General features: G+C 58.3%; 18 protein-coding genes. 10 read left to right on the plus strand and 8 right to left on the minus strand.

Annotated features, from left to right (window positions below; translation table 11 throughout):
• The first annotated feature begins 116 nt into the window (after positions 1–116).
• Together PspS49_RS26650 and PspS49_RS26655 are read left to right on the plus strand one after the other, a co-directional pair.
• Positions 117–1,535 (plus strand): peptidoglycan DD-metalloendopeptidase family protein, encoded by a 1,419-nt coding sequence (locus PspS49_RS26650; RefSeq protein WP_127929977.1) that lies wholly within the window; start codon positions 117–119, stop codon positions 1,533–1,535.
• A gap of 3 nt (positions 1,536–1,538) precedes the next feature.
• Entirely contained in the window at positions 1,539–2,630 is a 1,092-nt protein-coding gene (locus PspS49_RS26655) for an anhydro-N-acetylmuramic acid kinase (protein ID WP_127929978.1), read from the plus strand.
• 73 nt (positions 2,631–2,703) lie between these two features.
• On the opposite strand, the gene erpA is transcribed toward PspS49_RS26655, so the two are convergent.
• Positions 2,704–3,054, minus strand: a complete 351-nt coding sequence (gene erpA, locus PspS49_RS26660; RefSeq protein WP_008077999.1) for an iron-sulfur cluster insertion protein ErpA — start codon at positions 3,052–3,054, stop codon at positions 2,704–2,706.
• A gap of 168 nt (positions 3,055–3,222) precedes the next feature.
• A complete protein-coding gene (argC, locus tag PspS49_RS26665; protein ID WP_034155112.1) occupies positions 3,223–4,257 on the minus strand; it encodes an N-acetyl-gamma-glutamyl-phosphate reductase in 1,035 nt (344 codons plus the stop codon).
• A 134-nt stretch (positions 4,258–4,391) separates the two neighbouring features.
• Between argC and hemJ the strand changes: the two genes are divergently transcribed.
• The 6 genes from hemJ (at position 4,392) to coq7 (ending at position 8,967) form a co-directional block, all read left to right on the plus strand.
• On the plus strand, positions 4,392–4,820 hold the full coding sequence (gene hemJ / locus PspS49_RS26670; protein WP_127929979.1) for a protoporphyrinogen oxidase HemJ: 429 nt from the start codon (positions 4,392–4,394) through the stop codon (positions 4,818–4,820).
• A 33-nt stretch (positions 4,821–4,853) separates the two neighbouring features.
• Positions 4,854–5,822 (plus strand): nitronate monooxygenase family protein, encoded by a 969-nt coding sequence (locus PspS49_RS26675; RefSeq protein WP_127929980.1) that lies wholly within the window; start codon positions 4,854–4,856, stop codon positions 5,820–5,822.
• A gap of 78 nt (positions 5,823–5,900) precedes the next feature.
• On the plus strand, positions 5,901–6,851 hold the full coding sequence (locus PspS49_RS26680; protein ID WP_127929981.1) for a DUF805 domain-containing protein: 951 nt from the start codon (positions 5,901–5,903) through the stop codon (positions 6,849–6,851).
• Positions 6,852–6,912: 61 nt separating this feature from the next.
• Positions 6,913–7,701, plus strand: a complete 789-nt coding sequence (locus PspS49_RS26685) for an SDR family oxidoreductase (protein ID WP_034155108.1) — start codon at positions 6,913–6,915, stop codon at positions 7,699–7,701.
• Between the two features lie 80 nt (positions 7,702–7,781).
• A complete protein-coding gene (locus tag PspS49_RS26690) occupies positions 7,782–8,120 on the plus strand; it encodes a histidine triad nucleotide-binding protein (protein ID WP_003228789.1) in 339 nt (112 codons plus the stop codon).
• A gap of 199 nt (positions 8,121–8,319) precedes the next feature.
• On the plus strand, positions 8,320–8,967 hold the full coding sequence (gene coq7, locus PspS49_RS26695; RefSeq protein ID WP_008077993.1) for a 2-polyprenyl-3-methyl-6-methoxy-1,4-benzoquinone monooxygenase: 648 nt from the start codon (positions 8,320–8,322) through the stop codon (positions 8,965–8,967).
• A gap of 113 nt (positions 8,968–9,080) precedes the next feature.
• On the opposite strand, the gene speD is transcribed toward coq7, so the two are convergent.
• Both speD and PspS49_RS26705 read right to left on the minus strand, forming a co-directional pair.
• The gene (gene speD / locus PspS49_RS26700) at positions 9,081–9,875 is read right to left on the minus strand and encodes an adenosylmethionine decarboxylase (protein ID WP_016983471.1); all 795 of its coding nucleotides are present in this window, start codon (positions 9,873–9,875) and stop codon (positions 9,081–9,083) included.
• Between the two features lie 237 nt (positions 9,876–10,112).
• Positions 10,113–10,535 (minus strand): OsmC family protein, encoded by a 423-nt coding sequence (locus PspS49_RS26705; protein WP_003228794.1) that lies wholly within the window; start codon positions 10,533–10,535, stop codon positions 10,113–10,115.
• 237 nt (positions 10,536–10,772) lie between these two features.
• Between PspS49_RS26705 and crp the strand changes: the two genes are divergently transcribed.
• Positions 10,773–11,417, plus strand: coding sequence for a cAMP-activated global transcriptional regulator CRP (gene crp / locus PspS49_RS26710; RefSeq protein WP_008088598.1), 645 nt, complete (start codon positions 10,773–10,775; stop codon positions 11,415–11,417).
• A gap of 9 nt (positions 11,418–11,426) precedes the next feature.
• On the opposite strand, the gene PspS49_RS26715 is transcribed toward crp, so the two are convergent.
• From PspS49_RS26715 to PspS49_RS26730, 4 genes are all read right to left on the minus strand, one after another.
• A complete protein-coding gene (locus PspS49_RS26715) occupies positions 11,427–12,128 on the minus strand; it encodes a lipoate--protein ligase family protein (protein WP_127929982.1) in 702 nt (233 codons plus the stop codon).
• A gap of 135 nt (positions 12,129–12,263) precedes the next feature.
• Complete coding sequence (gene trpC / locus PspS49_RS26720; RefSeq protein ID WP_160042058.1) at positions 12,264–13,100, minus strand: indole-3-glycerol phosphate synthase TrpC; 837 nt, start codon at positions 13,098–13,100, stop codon at positions 12,264–12,266.
• On the minus strand, positions 13,097–14,146 hold the full coding sequence (gene trpD / locus PspS49_RS26725; RefSeq protein WP_127929984.1) for an anthranilate phosphoribosyltransferase: 1,050 nt from the start codon (positions 14,144–14,146) through the stop codon (positions 13,097–13,099). The genes trpC and trpD overlap by 4 nt, the downstream gene beginning before the upstream one ends.
• A 9-nt stretch (positions 14,147–14,155) precedes the next feature.
• Positions 14,156–14,749: an aminodeoxychorismate/anthranilate synthase component II gene (locus PspS49_RS26730; protein ID WP_007918806.1), complete on the minus strand. Its 594-nt coding sequence runs from the start codon at positions 14,747–14,749 to the stop codon at positions 14,156–14,158.
• 408 nt (positions 14,750–15,157) lie between these two features.
• Between PspS49_RS26730 and estP the strand changes: the two genes are divergently transcribed.
• Complete coding sequence (estP, locus tag PspS49_RS26735) at positions 15,158–17,065, plus strand: esterase EstP (protein ID WP_150749659.1); 1,908 nt, start codon at positions 15,158–15,160, stop codon at positions 17,063–17,065.
• Positions 17,066–17,130: the final 65 nt, after the last annotated feature.

The raw sequence follows: 17,130 nt of genomic DNA on the forward strand, positions 1-17,130 counted from the left end.
CGCGCGGTCTGTAGACTTGCTTCAGAGATGATTTGGTTATATTTTATACAGTTATTTCATCTTCATCATGTCATTCATCTTTTCCAATTCATCATTTTTCAAAGTCAAAATTACCTATGACCACAGAACCGTCTAAAGCGCCGCCGCTTTACCCGAAGACCCACCTGCTCGCCGCAAGTGGAATCGCCGCCCTTCTTAGCCTGGCTCTCCTGGTATTCCCTTCCAGTGATGTTGAAGCCAAAAAGACGACCCTGAGTCTTGAACTGGAAAGTCCTGCTGAACAACTGACACAAGATCAAGACGCTGCTGACGCGGTTCAAGCCACAAATGAGCCAGTAGCTTCTCCGTTTGCTCAAATCGAAAACACTGACGAAAACACCGCACAAACCGCAGAAGCCGCACCTGCGCCAGTCGCCGAAAAACCGAAAGCCCCCGGGCATCGTGAAGTTGTTGTAGCCAAGGGCGATACGCTGTCGACCCTGTTCGAAAAAGTCGGCCTGCCGGCTGCGTCCGTCCATGAGGTCTTGGCCAGCGACAAACAGGCCAAGCAGTTCAGCCAGCTCAGGCACGGCCAGAAACTCGAATTCGAATTGAACCCTGAAGGCCAACTGACCAGCCTGCACAGCAAGGTCAGCGACGTCGAAACCATTACCCTGACCAAGAATGACAAGGGTTATGCCTTCAACCGGGTTACCGCAAAACCAACCGTTCGCACAGCTTACGTCCATGGCGTAATCAACAGTTCGCTTTCACAATCCGCAGCCCGTGCCGGGCTCTCCCATAGTCTGACCATGGATATGGCCAGCGTTTTCGGTTACGACGTCGACTTCGCTCAGGACATCCGTCAGGGTGACGAATTCGATGTGATCTACGAACAGAAAGTGGTCAACGGCAAGTCGGTCGGCAACGGCCCGATACTGTCCGCTCGCTTTACCAACCGCGGCAAGACGTATACCGCTGTGCGTTACACCAACAAGCAAGGCAACAGCAGCTACTACACCGCTGATGGCAACAGCATGCGCAAAGCGTTCATCCGTACTCCGGTGGACTTCGCCCGCATCAGCTCGAAGTTCTCGATGGGCCGCAAGCACCCGATCCTGAACAAGATCCGCGCTCACAAAGGCGTTGATTACGCTGCGCCACGCGGTACGCCAATCAAGGCTGCCGGGGACGGTAAAGTGCTGCTCGCCGGCCGCCGTGGCGGCTACGGCAACACCGTTATCATCCAGCATGGCAACACCTACCGTACGCTGTATGGCCACATGCAAGGCTTCGCCAAGGGTGTGAAGACTGGCGGTACCGTGAAACAGGGCCAAGTGATTGGCTACATCGGCACCACCGGCCTGTCCACCGGCCCGCACTTGCACTATGAGTTCCAGGTCAACGGCGTTCACGTAGATCCGCTGGGCCAGAAGCTGCCAATGGCTGACCCGATTGCCAAAGCCGAACGCGCTCGTTTCCTCGCACAGAGCCAACCGCTGATGGCGCGCATGGATCAAGAGAAGGCCACCATGCTGGCTTCGAGCAAGCGTTAAGCCATGGCCCTTTATATCGGTGTGATGTCCGGAACCAGCCTCGACGGTCTGGACATTGCCCTGATCGAACAGACCTCGGCGATCAAGCTGATCGCCACGCACTACATTCCCATGCCTGAATCACTGCGCGCAGAGCTGCTCGGCTTGTGCGCCAGCGGCCCTGACGAAATCGCCCGCTCGGCAATTGCCCAGCAGAACTGGGTAAAACTTGCTGCGCAGGGCATTAACACCCTCCTCGATCAGCAGAACCTTAAACCACAAGATATTCGAGCGATCGGCAGCCACGGCCAGACCATCCGCCATGAGCCTGCGCGCGGCTTCACCGTGCAGATCGGCAACCCTGCCCTGCTGACTGAATTGACCGGTATTACCGTAGTCAGCGACTTCCGAAGTCGCGATGTCGCCGCCGGTGGTCAAGGCGCCCCGCTGGTTCCTGCGTTCCATGAAGCTTTATTCGAAGAGCGTACCGGTAACCAGGCGGTCTTGAATGTCGGCGGTTTCAGCAATCTCAGTCTGATAGAGCCGACCAAGCCTGTAGCCGGTTTCGACTGCGGCCCTGGGAATGTTCTGATGGACGCCTGGATTCACCAGCAACGCGGCGATAACTACGATCGCAACGGCGACTGGGCGAAGTCAGGCTCTGTTGAGCCAACCCTGTTGAAGGCACTGCTCAGCGATCCGTTCTTCGTCACCAAAGGCCCGAAAAGTACCGGCCGAGAAGTGTTCAACCTGCCATGGCTGGAAAAACATCTCTCACATCTGCCAACCTTTGCTGCGGAGAATGTGCAGGCCACGCTGCTTGAATTGACTGCACAGAGCATCATCGAGTCGCTGCAAAGCGCTCAATCCGATACTCAGGAATTGTTGGTCTGTGGCGGCGGTGCGCATAACGCCACACTGATGAAGCGACTGGCCGACTTGCTGCCCAAGGCAACCGTCGCCAGCACTGCGACTCATGGTGTCGATCCGGACTGGGTGGAAGCGATGGCCTTCGCCTGGCTGGCCCATTGCTGCCTTGAAGGGATCGCCGCCAACCGCCCAAGCGTCACCGGCGCACGCGGTCTGCGGGTACTCGGCGCCATCTACCCGGCCTGATCAATTCGCACACAGCAAAACGCCGCAGAACCGTAAGGCTCTGCGGCGTTTTGTTATCTGAAACGAAAAGCGATCAGATCGAGAACGATGATCCGCAACCACAGGTCGTGGTGGCGTTCGGGTTCTTGATCACGAAGCGCGAACCTTCCAGACCTTCCTGGTAGTCCACTTCAGCACCCGCCAGGTACTGGAAGCTCATCGGATCGACCACCAGACTCACGCCTTCGCGCTCGACGATGGTGTCGTCCTCGGCCACATCCTCATCGAAGGTGAAGCCGTACTGAAACCCTGAACAACCGCCGCCCGTAACGAATACGCGCAGCTTCAAGCGATCATTCCCCTCTTCATCGACCAGGCTCTTCACCTTGTGCGCGGCACCGTGGGTGAATTGCAAAGCCGTGGGGGTGAAGGATTCGACGCTCATGCTGACTATCTCCCGGCGTTACGCCGCCATAATGCGTGATGACGCGCATTATCCGCTTGTCCGAGAAAATCGGTCAACTATTGTTACGGTATATCAATAAAGCCGACGAGCTGTTCACAATGCAAAAAGGCCCGTTAAACGGGCCTTTTGGCTATGCCGCTTAAAGTGTTACGGCAGCATACCGGCGTGGGACAGGCCGAAACGCTCGTCCAGACCGAACAGGATGTTCATGTTCTGCACTGCCTGACCCGACGCACCTTTGACCAGATTGTCGATCACCGACAGCACCACCACCAGATCGCCATCCTGCGGACGGTGAACGGCAATGCGGCAAACGTTGGCGCCGCGCACGCTACGGGTTTCAGGATGGCTACCGGCCGGCATTACGTCGACGAACGGTTCGTTGGCATAACGCTTTTCGAACAGTGCCTGCAGATCCACCGAACGATCTACCACGGTCGCGTAGAGTGTGGAGTGAATACCACGGATCATCGGGGTCAGGTGTGGAACGAAGGTCAGACCGACATCCTTGCCCGCTGCGCGACGCAGCCCCTGGCGGATTTCCGGCAGGTGACGGTGACCTTTCACCGCATAGGCCTTCATGCTTTCCGACGTCTCGGAGTACAGCGAGCCGACAGCCGCACCGCGACCGGCACCGCTGACGCCGGATTTGCAGTCGGCGATCAGACGCGAAGTATCGGCCAGACCCGCCTCCAGCAATGGCAGGAAACCCAGCTGGGTAGCGGTCGGATAGCAACCCGGCACGGCGATCAGGCGGGCCTTCTTGATCTGTTCGCGATTGACTTCCGGCAGACCATAAACCGCCTCGTCCAGCAATTCAGGCGCGCCGTGCGGCTGACCGTACCACTTGGCCCACTCTTCAGCGTCTTGCAGACGGAAGTCGGCGGACAGGTCGATCACTTTGGTGCCCGCTGCCAGCAATTCACCCGCCAGCGCGTGCGCAACACCATGCGGCGTGGCGAAGAACACTACATCGCAAGCACCGAGGGTCTTGATGTCCGGCACGCTGAAGGCGAGGCCATCGTAGTGGCCGCGCAGGTTCGGGTACATGTCAGCCACGGCCAGACCGGCCTCGGATCGGGAAGTGATCACAACCACTTCTGCCTGCGGATGCTGCGCCAACAGACGCAGCAGTTCGACACCGGTGTAACCCGTGCCGCCGACGATACCGACCTTGACCATAACCTGCCCTCAAAGAACCCACTGGAAAGCCGTCGATAATAGGGCGCGCGCGGCCCTGCGACAACCGTCAAGGTGACGTGCGGACGCTCAAGCCTCTACTATCTGGCCTACCGTGATTAAGGAAATAACTAAAAATGCTCTATCTATGGATCAAAGCTTTTCACATTGTCAGCATCGTTTGCTGGTTTGCCGGACTGTTCTACTTGCCGCGACTGTTTGTTTATCACGCGCAAAGCGAAGACACGATCAGCAAGGAACGCTTCAGCGTCATGGAGCGCAAGTTGTATCGCGGCATCATGGGCCCGGCGATGATCGCTACGCTGATCTTCGGTGGCTGGCTGATTTACCTCAATCCGACCATCTTCAGCATGGGCGGCTGGATTCACGCCAAACTGACACTCGTCGTCCTGCTGATCGGCTACCACCACATGTGCGGCGCGCAGGTAAAACGTTTTGCCCGTGGCGAAAACACCCGCAGCCATGTCTTTTATCGCTGGTTCAATGAAGTCCCGGTTCTGATATTGCTGGCTATCGTAATTCTGGTCGTGGTCAAGCCGTTCTAACTTCAACAAGTACAGATCTTTGGGGTGTTCATCATGTCGCTGCCCGCTCTGCTCGAACAACGTCTGCGTCTGCCTGTAGTGGCCGCGCCGATGTTTCTGATTTCCAATCCTGAGTTGGTGCTCGCCTGCTGCCGCAATGGCGTGGTCGGCAGTTTTCCGGCCCTGAACCAACGCGAAAGCAGCGGCTTCAAAGCGTGGCTGGAACAGATCGAAGCGGGCCTGGCGACACTGGAGAACCCGGCGCCGTATGCAGTGAATCTGATCGTGCACAACAGCAACCCGCGTTTACAGGCGGACTTGAACATCTGTGTCGAACACAAAGTGCCGATTGTCATCACCAGTCTCGGCGCGGTGAAGGAACTGGTCGACGCGGTGCATAGCTATGGCGGTCTGGTGTTCCATGACGTGACCACTCGCCGCCACGCCGAGAAAGCGGCTGAGGCCGGCGTCGATGGTTTGATCGCTGTCGCCGCCGGCGCCGGGGGCCATGCCGGTACCTGGAGTCCGTTTGCACTGATCGCCGAGATCCGAGAGTTTTTCGATAAAACCCTGCTGCTTGCAGGATGTCTTAACCACGGCCATGAGATCCTCGCCGCACAGCTGCTCGGTGCGGATTTGGCCTACTTCGGTACGCGATTTATCGGCACGACGGAAAGTCATGCGCCTGACGCGTACAAAGAGATGCTGCTGACAGCCAAGGCTGCGGACATCATTCATACTCCAGCGGTGTCGGGAGTGCCGGCGAGCTTCATGCGCCAGAGCCTGGAGGCCGCCGGTTTCGATATGGCCGCTCTGCAAGGCAAAGGCGAAGTGAATTTCGGCGACAAGCTCAAGCCGATCAGCGATGAAGCCAAAGCCTGGAAAACCGTGTGGTCCGCCGGTCAGGGTGTAGGGCAGATCGATGACTTGCCAAACGTGGATCAATTGATCTCGCGGCTGGACGCTGAATATCGTCAGGCACAGGAAAACGCGACACAGCTTACGAAACACTGGCCACGCTAAGAAAAACCAGGCCAGCCCCGACGGACTGGCCTTACACTGCTGACCTTTCAATCTATTCGCGACAAGGATGCCTCGGCCATGAGCGAACCCCGTTACAAGATCGTATTCGACGGAGCTCTACAGCCCGGTGTCGATATCACCACTGCCAAACTCAATCTGGCGGATCTGTTCAAAAGTGATGTGGCCGCGATCGAGCGCCTGTTCAACGGCCGCACCGTCGCACTCAAACGTGATTTGTCCCACAGCGATGCGCAGACCTATCTGCAAGCGCTGAGCAAAACCGGGATCGATGCGCGCATCGAAGCTGAAACGACGATCGAACTGAATCTCTCCGACGTACACGAGCATTCAGCTGCCATAGCGGAACCTGACTCCCCTTACGCACCACCGCGCGCCACCGTCGGCGAGAGTCTGCCGGCGTTCGCCACGCTCAAGCCGTTCAGCGTCGAAGGGCGAATCGGCCGCCTGCGATTTCTGGCATGGACAATGGTCCTGAGCCTGGTGACCCTGCCCATTGTCGGCGTGTTCGCCCTGCTGGCTCTGGGGCTGGTCAGCGGCGATTCCACCACTGGCCTGATCATCGGTGGCATCTTCGCCTTCTTCCTGTTTGTCGCCTTCCTGATCGTCAGCATTCTGTTCAGCGTTCAACGACTGCACGACATCGGCTGGTCGGGTTGGCTGTGGCTGCTGAACCTGGTGCCGTTCGTGGGCAGCTTCTTCCCGCTGGTCATCATGGTTGTGCCGGGCAACACCGGCGCCAACCGTTACGGGCCTCCGCCGCCGCCCAACAGCACCGCAGTGAAAGTCTTGTGCTCACTGTGGATCGTGTTTTTCGCGCTGGTCTTTGCCGGTGGAATGCTTGGCGGGATTTCGGCCATACAGCAGGAATACGAAAGCAACCTGGAAAGCAGCTACGAAAGTGGCTCAGTAACTACTGATGAAGTCGAAGTAGAGGTCGAATCACCCGTGGATTCCGCCGACGAAGCAGCCGAAGCGGCGCAGGCCCCTGTAGACTCTGCAAAAGAATGAACAGCGCTCCCCGCCGTGACACCCGCGTCGCTGGCGCGGAGCTGTTGCGATGGAGAATTGCATGACCCGTTACGCTCTGATCACTGGCGCCTCCAGCGGCATCGGCCTGGCCATGGCCGAAGCGCTGGCCCGGCGCGGCCGCAGCCTGATTCTGGTGGCCCGACAGCGTGATCAGCTGGAAAGTATTGCGATCGAGTTGACCCAACGCTTCGGTGTTGAAGTGCTGTTCCGCGCCTGCGATCTGGGCGAGCCGCTGCGCCTGTCCGGTTTTTTGCTGGAACTGGAAGAAGGCGACCGGCAGATCGACTTGCTGGTCAATTGCGCCGGCATCGGCACCTGCGGCCCGTTTCTCGCGCAGGACTGGATGACCGAGCAGGATCTGATCGAGGTGAATATCCTCGCCCTCACCCGCTTGTGCCACGCCATCGGTAACAGCATGGCGCTGCAAGGTGGCGGGCAGATTCTCAATGTCGCCTCGGTGGCAGCGTTCAATCCCGGCCCGTGGATGAGCACTTACTACGCCAGCAAGGCGTATGTTCTGCACTTCTCCGAAGCCTTGCGGGTTGAGCTCAAACAAAGCGCGGTCAAGGTTTCGGTGCTCTGCCCCGGCCCGACACGCACGGCATTTTTCCGCACGGCACAGCTCAACAGCGACAAACTCAAAGACAGTAAATTGCTGATGAGCCCCGAGGAGGTCGCGCTGTACACCGTGCGCGCCCTCGACAAGAACCGCGCGATCATCATTCCGGGGCGGCGCAACCGCTGGTTCGCGTTCCTGCCGCGACTGGGTTCGCGCTGGCTCAATCGCACCATTGTCGGCATGGTCAACAAGGCTTACTGCCCGCGCTGAAATGCCCTACAGGTAAAACACTGGGCGGGATAAGCCGCCCTGAGTACACTCAGACCAGCCAAACAACGGAGAAAACAGCAGTGGATACTCTGTTCACCAAGATCATCAACCGGGAAATCCCGGCGAAGATCATTTACGAGGACGACCAGGTTCTGGCGTTCCACGACATCGCCCCTCAGGCACCAGTGCATTTCCTGGTGATCCCGAAGAAACCGGTGCGAACCCTCAATGATCTGACCGAAGACGACAAGGCTTTGGCCGGGCATATCCTGTTCACTGCGCAGCGTCTGGCGCTGGAACTGGGCTGCGAGGAAGGTTTCCGCGTGGTGATGAACTGCAATGAAAAGGGTGGGCAGACCGTCTACCACATTCATATGCACGTACTCGGTCAGCGACAGATGAACTGGCCGCCGGGCTAAGGCACGCCCCTTCCCCCTGTGGGAGCGAGCCTGCTCGGGAAGACTTCGGCACATTCAATGTATCTGTGCCTGACACTCCGCCTTCGCGAGCAGGCTCGCTCCCACAAAAAAGCATGACCGCGCAGCAAATGACCCAGCGCAAACCTTCCCCCGGCCGATTCGGTTAAACTGGCCGCCGAGATTCTTCCCGGAGGTCAGCATGACTACCCAACGTCACTACTCGCCGATTGACCGTCTTCTGCTGCAAGCCGATGCCGCGATGCGTACCCTGTTGCCCTTCAGTGGCCAGCCGTACCGTCCGTCGCCAGCGATTTTGCAGCCGGACACGCAGATGAGCGACGAAGACACCCGCCACGTCGCCGGCCTGATGCGCATCAACCATACCGGTGAAGTCTGCGCCCAGGCGCTGTATCAGGGGCAGGCGTTGACTGCCAAGCTGCCGCAGGTACGCGAGGCCATGGAGCACGCTGCCGAAGAAGAAATTGATCATCTGGTCTGGTGCGAGCAACGCATTCACCAGCTGGGCAGCCATACCAGCGTTTTGAATCCGCTGTTTTACGGGATGTCGTTCGGGATTGGCGCGGTGGCCGGATTGATCAGCGACAAGGTCAGCCTCGGTTTTGTCGCGGCGACCGAGCATCAGGTGTGCAAGCACTTGAACGAACACCTGGAGCAGTTGCCAGCGGAGGACGAGAAATCCCGGGCGATTCTCGAGCAGATGCGCATTGATGAAGAACATCATGCCGAAAGTGCTTTGGAGGCTGGAGGTTTCCGTTTTCCGGCGCCGGTGAAGTTCGGGATGAGTATTCTGGCCAAGGTGATGACCAAGAGTACTTATCGGATCTGAGAATGATATTGCTGCAGAGGGCCCCTTCGCGAGCAGGCTCGCTCCCACAGGGGGGGGGGGTGGCAGAAATGAAAAAGGCGACCGAAAGGTCGCCTTTTTTGTGCCCGGGAATCTTAGGTCGGCATGTTGCGCGCATAGAAGATTTCGAGCATTTCGTGTTTCACCCGGTCTGTCACCTGAGCGCGCTGCTCAGGGGACAGGTTGCTGGTGGCGTCGCCGAACAGGTAGTTATCCAGTTCGAAGTTCTTCAGCAGCATTTTGGTGTGGAACAGGTTTTCCTGGTACACGTTCACGTCGGTCATCTGGTACGCGTCGCGAGTGTCTTCGGAAAGGTAGTTCTGGATCGAATTGATCTCGTGGTCGATGAAGTGCTTGTTGCCTTCAACGTCACGGGTGAAGCCGCGCACACGATAATCCACAGTCACGATGTCCGAATCGAACTGGTGAATGAGGAAATTGAGCGCTTTCAGCGGTGAGATGACACCACAAGTCGACACGTCGATGTCCACACGGAAGGTGGCAATACCGTCGTCCGGATGAATTTCCGGGTAGGTGTGCACCGTGATGTGGCTCTTGTCGAGGTGGGCCAGGATAATTTCGGGCAACGGGCCCGGCGATTCTTCGATCTGGCTTTCAGTCGGGGTTACCGGCTCTTCAGAAATCAGAATCGTGACGCTGGCGCCCTGAGGTTCATAGTCCTGACTGGCAATGTTCAGGATGTTGGCACCAATGATCTCGACAACTTCTGTGAGAATCTGCGTCAGGCGTTTCGCGTTGTACTCTTGATTGATGTACTCGACGTAAGCCTGCTGGTCTTGCGGGGTTTCCGCGTAGCAGATGTCATAGATGTTGAAGCTCAAGGTCTTTGTCAGGTTATTGAACCCGTGGAGCTTGAGTTTGCTTTTCACCGTTAAAAACTCTCTATGTATGCGGCCCGGCCGCGTGATCAAGCATGCCCGTCAAGTGCGAACAACGCACCTGCGTAGGACGGTTAACACCTCTTCGCGATGGCGATTTTGGTTATCTGTTCAGGCGGCTGATCCATCGGCTGACCGATCACTGCCCTGAAAAAAGTGGCGCATTATGCAGACGTCAGCGGGGGATCGCCAGAGTCTGCACTGCTTTTATGATAGTTGAATGTCGGTTCAACCGAGTTCGACGATTTCGTAATCGTGAGTAATCGCCACACCAGCCGCGCCGAGCATGATCGAAGCCGAGCAATACTTCTCGGCGGACAGCTCGATCGCGCGTTTGACCTGGGCTTCTTTCAAGCCACGGCCCTTGACCACGAAATGCATGTGAATCTTGGTGAACACCTTCGGATCTTCGGTCGCGCGCTCGGCTTCCAGGAAGGCTTCGCAGCTTTCCACGGCCTGGCGGGACTTCTTCAGAATGCTGACCACGTCGAAGTTGCTGCAACCGCCAACACCCAGCAGAAGCATTTCCATCGGGCGAACACCCAGGTTACGACCACCGGCGTCCGGCGGACCGTCCATCACTACGACATGACCACTTCCGGATTCGCCGAGGAACATGGCTTCGCCAGCCCATTGGATGCGTGCCTTCATCGCCAAGACTCCACTGTTGAAAAAAGGGTCGCCAGCTTAGCACAGCACTTTGCCCGGACAGCGGGCGGCGTTCCTAGGACGGACGCCTCTGCGGTGTAGGTAATTTCTCGAATTTTCGACGAAGTGTCTGTTAAGCTGGCGCCAATTCGCTGGCGCCCATGCCAGCTGTGCAGCGACCGCCTTCAGCGCCTCATAAAAAAATCAAACATCACCGTGCAGTCTTTTCGGGATACAACCATGGTTGCTATTACCCCCACACCCAAAATCAAGAACCTCGACAAGCTGCTGATGCATTGTCAGCGCCGTCGTCATGCAGCCAAAAGCAACATCATCTGTGCGGGCGATCGTTCGGACACGCTGTACTTCATCATCAAGGGCTCGGTAACGATCCTGATCGAGGACGACGACGGTCGTGAAATGATCATCGCCTACCTCAATGCCGGGGATTTCTTCGGTGAGCTGGGTCTGTTCGAACAAGCCGGCCAGGAACAGGAACGCAGTGCCTGGGTGCGGGCCAAGGTCGAATGCGAAACAGCGGAAATCAGTTACGCCAAGTTCCGCGAATTGTCGCAGCAGGATCCGGACATTCTTTACGTCCTCAGCGGACAAATCGCACAACGCCTGCGCAACACCACACGCAAGGTTGGTGATCTGGCGTTCTTCGACGTCACTGGCCGGGTAGCACGTTGTCTGCTGGAACTGTGCAAGCAGCCAGATGCGATGACCCACCCGGACGGCATGCAGATCAAGGTGACCCGTCAGGAAATCGGGCGGATTGTCGGTTGTTCGCGGGAGATGGTCGGTCGCGTGCTCAAGGATCTTGAGGAACGCAACCTGGTCGATGTGAAAGGCAAGACCATGGTGGTCTTCGGAACGCGCTAAGCCCGAATATCAGGCGCTGTACATCTGCGCCAGCATCAAACGAAACAGCTCATCGAGACGCGCCAAGGCCTGTGGCGCGTTGAATTTCTCATGCAGGGCGATGTGGCTTTCAGCCCGCACGCGTTGCTCCAGGCCGCACGCTTCGTTGAAGCGATTGACCGCGGCGACCATCGATTCGCGCTCGTTATCCATCAGCATCGCCCCGTGCACCAGACCGACCGGGCGCTGTCCACCCTGACTCTGGCGCCAGCGCTGGGCGGTGCCGACCATCTTGCGACCGTCGAGATTGACGTTGAAACGACCGTCACAGAAAGCGCCGTCGATCTCACCCAACGATGATGTGCCACCCAACTCATCCAGTAACTGACAGATCGGATCGCAGAGACGACGGTAGCCGGTTTCGATACGGTTCAGATCGCCTTCGCTGCGCGGTGGTGCGTAGACCAGAGCGATATTGATAGTGGCGGCAGATTGCGGCACGGGTTCGCCGCCGGTTTCGCGCAGCAGGACGGGCCAGCCAGCGGCGGCGGAGACTTCGCAAGCGTGGTCGAAACCGGGGAGACGATTGAGGCGGCGCGGCATGACCAGGGCGCGATCGCTGGGTTGCCAGAACAGCAGGCCGAATTCAGAGTCGCCGGCGCAGACCGAGGCCAGCAAATCCTGTTCGGCTTGCAGGCCGGCTTCGATGGTCAGAGGGGTTGGCAGCGACATGGAAGGCTCCGGCAGATCTGGAATCTTTGGGGATTTCTAGTACCTCATCGCGAGCAGGCTCACTCCTACAATTGGAACGCGTTCCCCTGTAGGAGTGAGCCTGCTCGCGATGGCGTCGACTCGGTCTGGAGCGAATCAGTCGAGGGTCGAACCGCTGATCGACACGCCTCGCTCCGGGAAGAAAAGACGCTGCAGTTCAGTGCCCGGATTTTCCGCACGCATGAACGCTTCACCGACGAGGAACGAGTACACGTCGCTGATTTCCATCAGTTCGACATCAGCACGATTGAGGATACCGCTCTCGGTAATCACCAGACGATCACGCGGAATGCGCGGCAGCAGGTCGAGGGTGGTTTCCAGACTGACATCGAACGTGTGCAGATTACGGTTGTTGACCCCGACCAGCGGCGTGTCGAGGGTTTTCAATGCACGTTCCAGCTCATCGCCGTCGTGCACTTCGACCAACACATCGAGACCGACGCCTTTGGCGACCGAGGCCAGTTCGGCCATTTTCACGTCATCCAGTGCGGAGACGATCAACAGCACACAGTCGGCGCCCAACGCACGGGCCTCGACGATCTGGTACGGATCGATCATGAAATCCTTGCGGATCACCGGCAGGCTGCACGCGGCACGAGCCTGTTGCAGGTACGCATCAGCGCCCTGGAAGTAATCGATGTCGGTCAGTACGGAAAGACAAGTCGCCCCACCCTTCTCATAGCTTTTGGCGATGTCGGCGGGAACGAAGTTCTCGCGGATCACGCCTTTGCTTGGCGAAGCCTTTTTGATTTCGGCAATCACCGCAGGCTGTTTCTTCTTGGCTTGCGCCAGCAATGCCTGGGCAAAACCACGGGGTGCATCGGCCGCCTTGGCCAGACTTTCCAGCTCGCTCAGGCTGACGCGAGCACTACGCTCGGCGACTTCCTGAACTTTGCGCGCCAGAATGTTTTCCAGAACCGTCGGTACACTCATCCCTCATTCTCCACTCTGAATACCGCGGTAAAGGCACCCAGCTCCTCGAGTTTTTCCCGAGCGAGACCGGTGTGCAGCGCGTCGTGCGCAAGCTCGACACCCTGTTTCAAACTGCTGGCCACGTCAGCGGCATACAGCGCTGCACCGGCATTGAGCACAATCATTTCGGCGGCTTTCTGGCCGTTCTCGGTTTTGCGCTTGCCGAGGGCATCGCGGATCAGCGCCAGCGAGGCTTCCGGGCCGTCGACCGACAGACCGTGCAGGCTCTGGCTCTTCATACCCAGATCTTCCGGCTCGACCCAATATTCGCTGATTTCGTTGTTTTTCAGCTCGGCGACAAAGGTCGGTGCGGCGAGACTGAATTCATCCAGACCGTCCTTCGAGTGCACCACCAGCACATGCTTGCTGCCCAGACGCTGCAAGACTTCGGCCAATGGCCGGCACAGCGCCTTGTTGAATACGCCCACTACCTGATGCTTCACACCGGCCGGATTCGTAAGCGGGCCGAGCATGTTGAACAGCGTACGCAGGCCGAGATCGCGGCGCGGGCCGGCGGCGTACTTCATGGCTTTGTGGTGGGTCTGGGCAAACATGAAACCGATGCCGACGTTGTCGATGCAACGGGCGACCTGAACCGGCGTCAGGTTCAGATAAATGCCGGCGGCTTCGAGCAAATCGGCGCTGCCGCTCTTGCCCGATACCGCACGGTTGCCGTGTTTGGCCACGGTGCAACCGGCTGCCGCGACAACAAAGGAAGAAGCCGTCGACACGTTGAAAATATTTGCGCCGTCACCGCCAGTGCCAACCACATCGACGACGCCGTCGAGGGTTTTCAGGTCAACCTGATCGGCCAGCTCACGCATCACCGACACGGCGCCGACGATCTCGTCGATGCTTTCGCTCTTCATGCGCATGGCCATCATGAACGCGCCGATCTGCGCGTCGGTGCATTGGCCGGTCATGATTTCGCGCATCACGTCGCGCATTTCATCGGTGCTGAGGTCGAGGTGTTCGACGATACGGCTCAGGGCTGTCTTGATATTCATGGGAAGTCCTTAGCGCGTGCCGCCGGTTTGTTTGAGGAAGTTGGCAAACAGTTCATGGCCTTGCTCGGTCAGGATCGACTCGGGGTGGAACTGTACGCCCTCAATGTTCAGGGTCTTGTGACGCAGGCCCATGATTTCGTCGACCGAACCGTCGTCGTGTTGCGTCCACGCGGTCAGCTCCAGGCAATCGGGCAAAGTATCGTGCTTGACGATCAGCGAGTGGTAACGGGTAACCGTCAGCGGATGATTCAGACCTGCGAAAACGCCCTTGTCCTCATGGAATACCGGGCTAGTCTTACCGTGCATCACTTGGCGGGCGCGGACTACATCGCCGCCAAACGCCTGGCCAATGGACTGGTGGCCAAGGCAGACACCGAGGATCGGCAGCTTGCCGGCGAAGTGTTTGATGGCTTCGATGGAGATGCCAGCTTCGGTCGGCGTGCAAGGGCCTGGCGATACGACGATGCGCTCAGGTTTCAGCGCTTCGATTTCGGCGACGGTCAATTCGTCGTTGCGCACGACTTTGACGTCGGCACCCAGCTCGCCGAGGTATTGCACAACGTTGTAAGTAAAGGAGTCGTAGTTGTCGATCATCAGCAACATGGCGTGTCGAACCTCTTGAATTCTGATTTGAAAACAGCCTTCAGATCACTTGCCCGCAGGGCGCTGCACGATGTCGGACGCAGGTAGATGCGTCGGCACAGCGGCATTTCAAACAGGCAAGGAAGGCAAAGCGATACAGATCCGGCAGGGCCGGCAGAAAAGATTCAGGCGCGCCAACGCCAGCGGGCGTGTGCCTTGATGACTTGATCCAGAGGTTTGCTGGTGATCAACACGGGGAAGGTCTCGTTCATACGTTCCGGCACAGTAACTTAGCTGGGCGGAGCGTGCAATATGGCCGGGGCTGCGGGAGATAAAAGCTGGGGAGGATTCGCGACCGATGGCAAAACGCCGGGAGTTTTTGGTACTGTCGTTTCGTTCACCTACAACAATAAATAAACGGACTTGCTCATGATCAAACAGACGCTGTTTGTCCCGCTGGCTGGCTGCCTGCTCGCACTGGCTTGTGCTCAGGCCAATGCTGCACCCAATCCCTATTCGAATTTCATAGTTTTCGGCGACAGTCTGAATGACGCCGGAACCTTCGCCGACACTGGCGGACCGGCCGGCTCCACCGAGCGTTACACCAACCGGACCGGGCCGGTGTATCAGAATGGCAGCGGTGAACTGTATTCGTTGAACTCCACGCAGTTGCTCGGCGGACGCCTTGGCTTTTCGCCAGACCAGACAGCCTCTTCCAGCTCCGCCGTGCGCGCCGAAAACGGCCAGCCGGACGGCAACAACTGGGCGGTCGGCGGCTATCGCACCGACCAGATCCTCGACTCGATCACCACGCAATCCGCTACCGGCGAACGCACCCGCGCCGGTTACCTGCCCTCCAACGGCTTCCGCGCCGACCCGAATGCGCTGTATTACATTTCCGGCGGCGGCAACGACTTCCTGCAAGGGCGCATTCTCAGCCTGCCGCAAGCCAACGCCGCGGCGGATCGTCTCGCCGACAGTGTGCAGACGCTGCAAACCGCCGGCGCCAAATACGTGATGGTCTGGCTGTTGCCTGACGTTGGCCTGACCCCAGCCATCAACGGTACGCCATTGCAAGCCTTCAGCAGTCAACTTGCCACCCAGTTCAACAGTCAATTGGTCACACGCCTGCAAGGCATCAATGCCGAAATCATTCCGTTGAACATTCCGGTCTTGCTCTCGGAAGTGTTTGCCGACCCGGGACGCTTTGGCCTGGCGACCGATCAGAACCTCACTGCGACCTGCTTCAGTGGCAGCAGCTGCCCGGAAAACGCCCGTTACGGCATCAACAGCGCGACCCCCGACCCGAGCAAACTGATCTACAACGACGGCGTGCACCCGACCGAAGCCGGGCAAAAACTGATCTCCGACTACGCCTATTCCCTCCTCGCCGCGCCGTGGGAGCTGACGCTGCTGCCGGAAATGGCCCACGCCACCGTGCGCGCGCACCAAGACGAACTGCGCAACCAATGGCAGGCGGATTGGGAGAACTGGCAAGCGGTTGGCCAATGGCGCGCGATTGTTTCGGCGGGCGGCCAGCATCTGGATGTCGACAGCCAAAGCAGCGGCGCCAGCGCCGATGGCAGCGGTTACAACCTCAACGTCGGCGGCAGCTATCGCTTGAATGAAGCCTGGCGCGTGGGTGTGGCAGGCGGCTTCTATCGACAGAATCTGGAGGCCGGCCATAACGACTCGGACTATAAACTCAACAGCTACATGGCCACGGCATTTGCCCAGTACCAGCAAAATCGCTGGTGGGCTGATGCAGCGTTGACCGGTGGCAAACTCGACTACGACAACCTCAAACGCAAGTTCGATCTTGGCGCCAGCGAAGGTGCGGAGAAAGGCGACACTGACGGCAGCCTCTGGGCCTTCAGCGCGCGTGTCGGTTACGACATTGCCCAGCCGGGCAGCGAGTGGCACCTGTCGCCATTCGTCAGCGCCGACTACGCCAGCGTTGATGTCGATGGTTATTCAGAGAAGAGCAATCGCGCCACGGCATTGACCTTCGATGATCAGACCCGTGACTCGAAGCGTCTGGGTCTGGGCTTGCAGGGCAAGTACAACATCACCCCGCAAACCCAGGTGTTTGGCGAATACGCTCACGAGCGTGAGTACGAAGATGATGTGCAGAAGGTCCGCATCGCGCTCAACACCTTGCCGGCGAATGACTTCAAGCTTGAGGGCTATACGCCGCAGAGTCATCTGAACCGCTTGAGTCTGGGCGTGAGCCACAAACTGACGGCTGATCTGGCGCTGCGCGGCGGGTATTCGTTGCGCAAGGATGATGATTTTACCCAGCAGGGTGTGAATGTCGGGGTTGTGTTGGATTTTTAAGCGGTAGATCAAAAGATCGCAGCCTGCGGCAGCTCCTACAGGGCTGTTGCAGGTCATAAAAAAGC

Origin of the sequence: Pseudomonas sp. S49, assembly GCF_009866785.1 — a bacterium.
In the GTDB taxonomy this organism is placed as follows: Bacteria; Pseudomonadota; Gammaproteobacteria; order Pseudomonadales; family Pseudomonadaceae; genus Aquipseudomonas.

Excerpts from the sequence above, each read along its gene's own strand:
- PspS49_RS26650 (WP_127929977.1), top strand. The coding sequence starts at position 117 with ATGACCACAGAACCGTCTAAAGCGCCGCCGCTTTACCCGAAGACCCAC.
- PspS49_RS26655 (WP_127929978.1), top strand. The coding sequence starts at position 1,539 with ATGGCCCTTTATATCGGTGTGATGTCCGGAACCAGCCTCGACGGTCTG.
- erpA (WP_008077999.1), bottom strand. The coding sequence starts at position 3,054 with ATGAGCGTCGAATCCTTCACCCCCACGGCTTTGCAATTCACCCACGGT.
- argC (WP_034155112.1), bottom strand. The coding sequence starts at position 4,257 with ATGGTCAAGGTCGGTATCGTCGGCGGCACGGGTTACACCGGTGTCGAA.
- hemJ (WP_127929979.1), top strand. The coding sequence starts at position 4,392 with ATGCTCTATCTATGGATCAAAGCTTTTCACATTGTCAGCATCGTTTGC.
- PspS49_RS26675 (WP_127929980.1), top strand. The coding sequence starts at position 4,854 with ATGTCGCTGCCCGCTCTGCTCGAACAACGTCTGCGTCTGCCTGTAGTG.
- PspS49_RS26680 (WP_127929981.1), top strand. The coding sequence starts at position 5,901 with ATGAGCGAACCCCGTTACAAGATCGTATTCGACGGAGCTCTACAGCCC.
- PspS49_RS26685 (WP_034155108.1), top strand. The coding sequence starts at position 6,913 with ATGACCCGTTACGCTCTGATCACTGGCGCCTCCAGCGGCATCGGCCTG.
- coq7 (WP_008077993.1), top strand. The coding sequence starts at position 8,320 with ATGACTACCCAACGTCACTACTCGCCGATTGACCGTCTTCTGCTGCAA.
- PspS49_RS26705 (WP_003228794.1), bottom strand. The coding sequence starts at position 10,535 with ATGAAGGCACGCATCCAATGGGCTGGCGAAGCCATGTTCCTCGGCGAA.
- crp (WP_008088598.1), top strand. The coding sequence starts at position 10,773 with ATGGTTGCTATTACCCCCACACCCAAAATCAAGAACCTCGACAAGCTG.
- PspS49_RS26715 (WP_127929982.1), bottom strand. The coding sequence starts at position 12,128 with ATGTCGCTGCCAACCCCTCTGACCATCGAAGCCGGCCTGCAAGCCGAA.
- trpC (WP_160042058.1), bottom strand. The coding sequence starts at position 13,100 with ATGAGTGTACCGACGGTTCTGGAAAACATTCTGGCGCGCAAAGTTCAG.
- trpD (WP_127929984.1), bottom strand. The coding sequence starts at position 14,146 with ATGAATATCAAGACAGCCCTGAGCCGTATCGTCGAACACCTCGACCTC.
- PspS49_RS26730 (WP_007918806.1), bottom strand. The coding sequence starts at position 14,749 with ATGTTGCTGATGATCGACAACTACGACTCCTTTACTTACAACGTTGTG.
- estP (WP_150749659.1), top strand. The coding sequence starts at position 15,158 with ATGATCAAACAGACGCTGTTTGTCCCGCTGGCTGGCTGCCTGCTCGCA.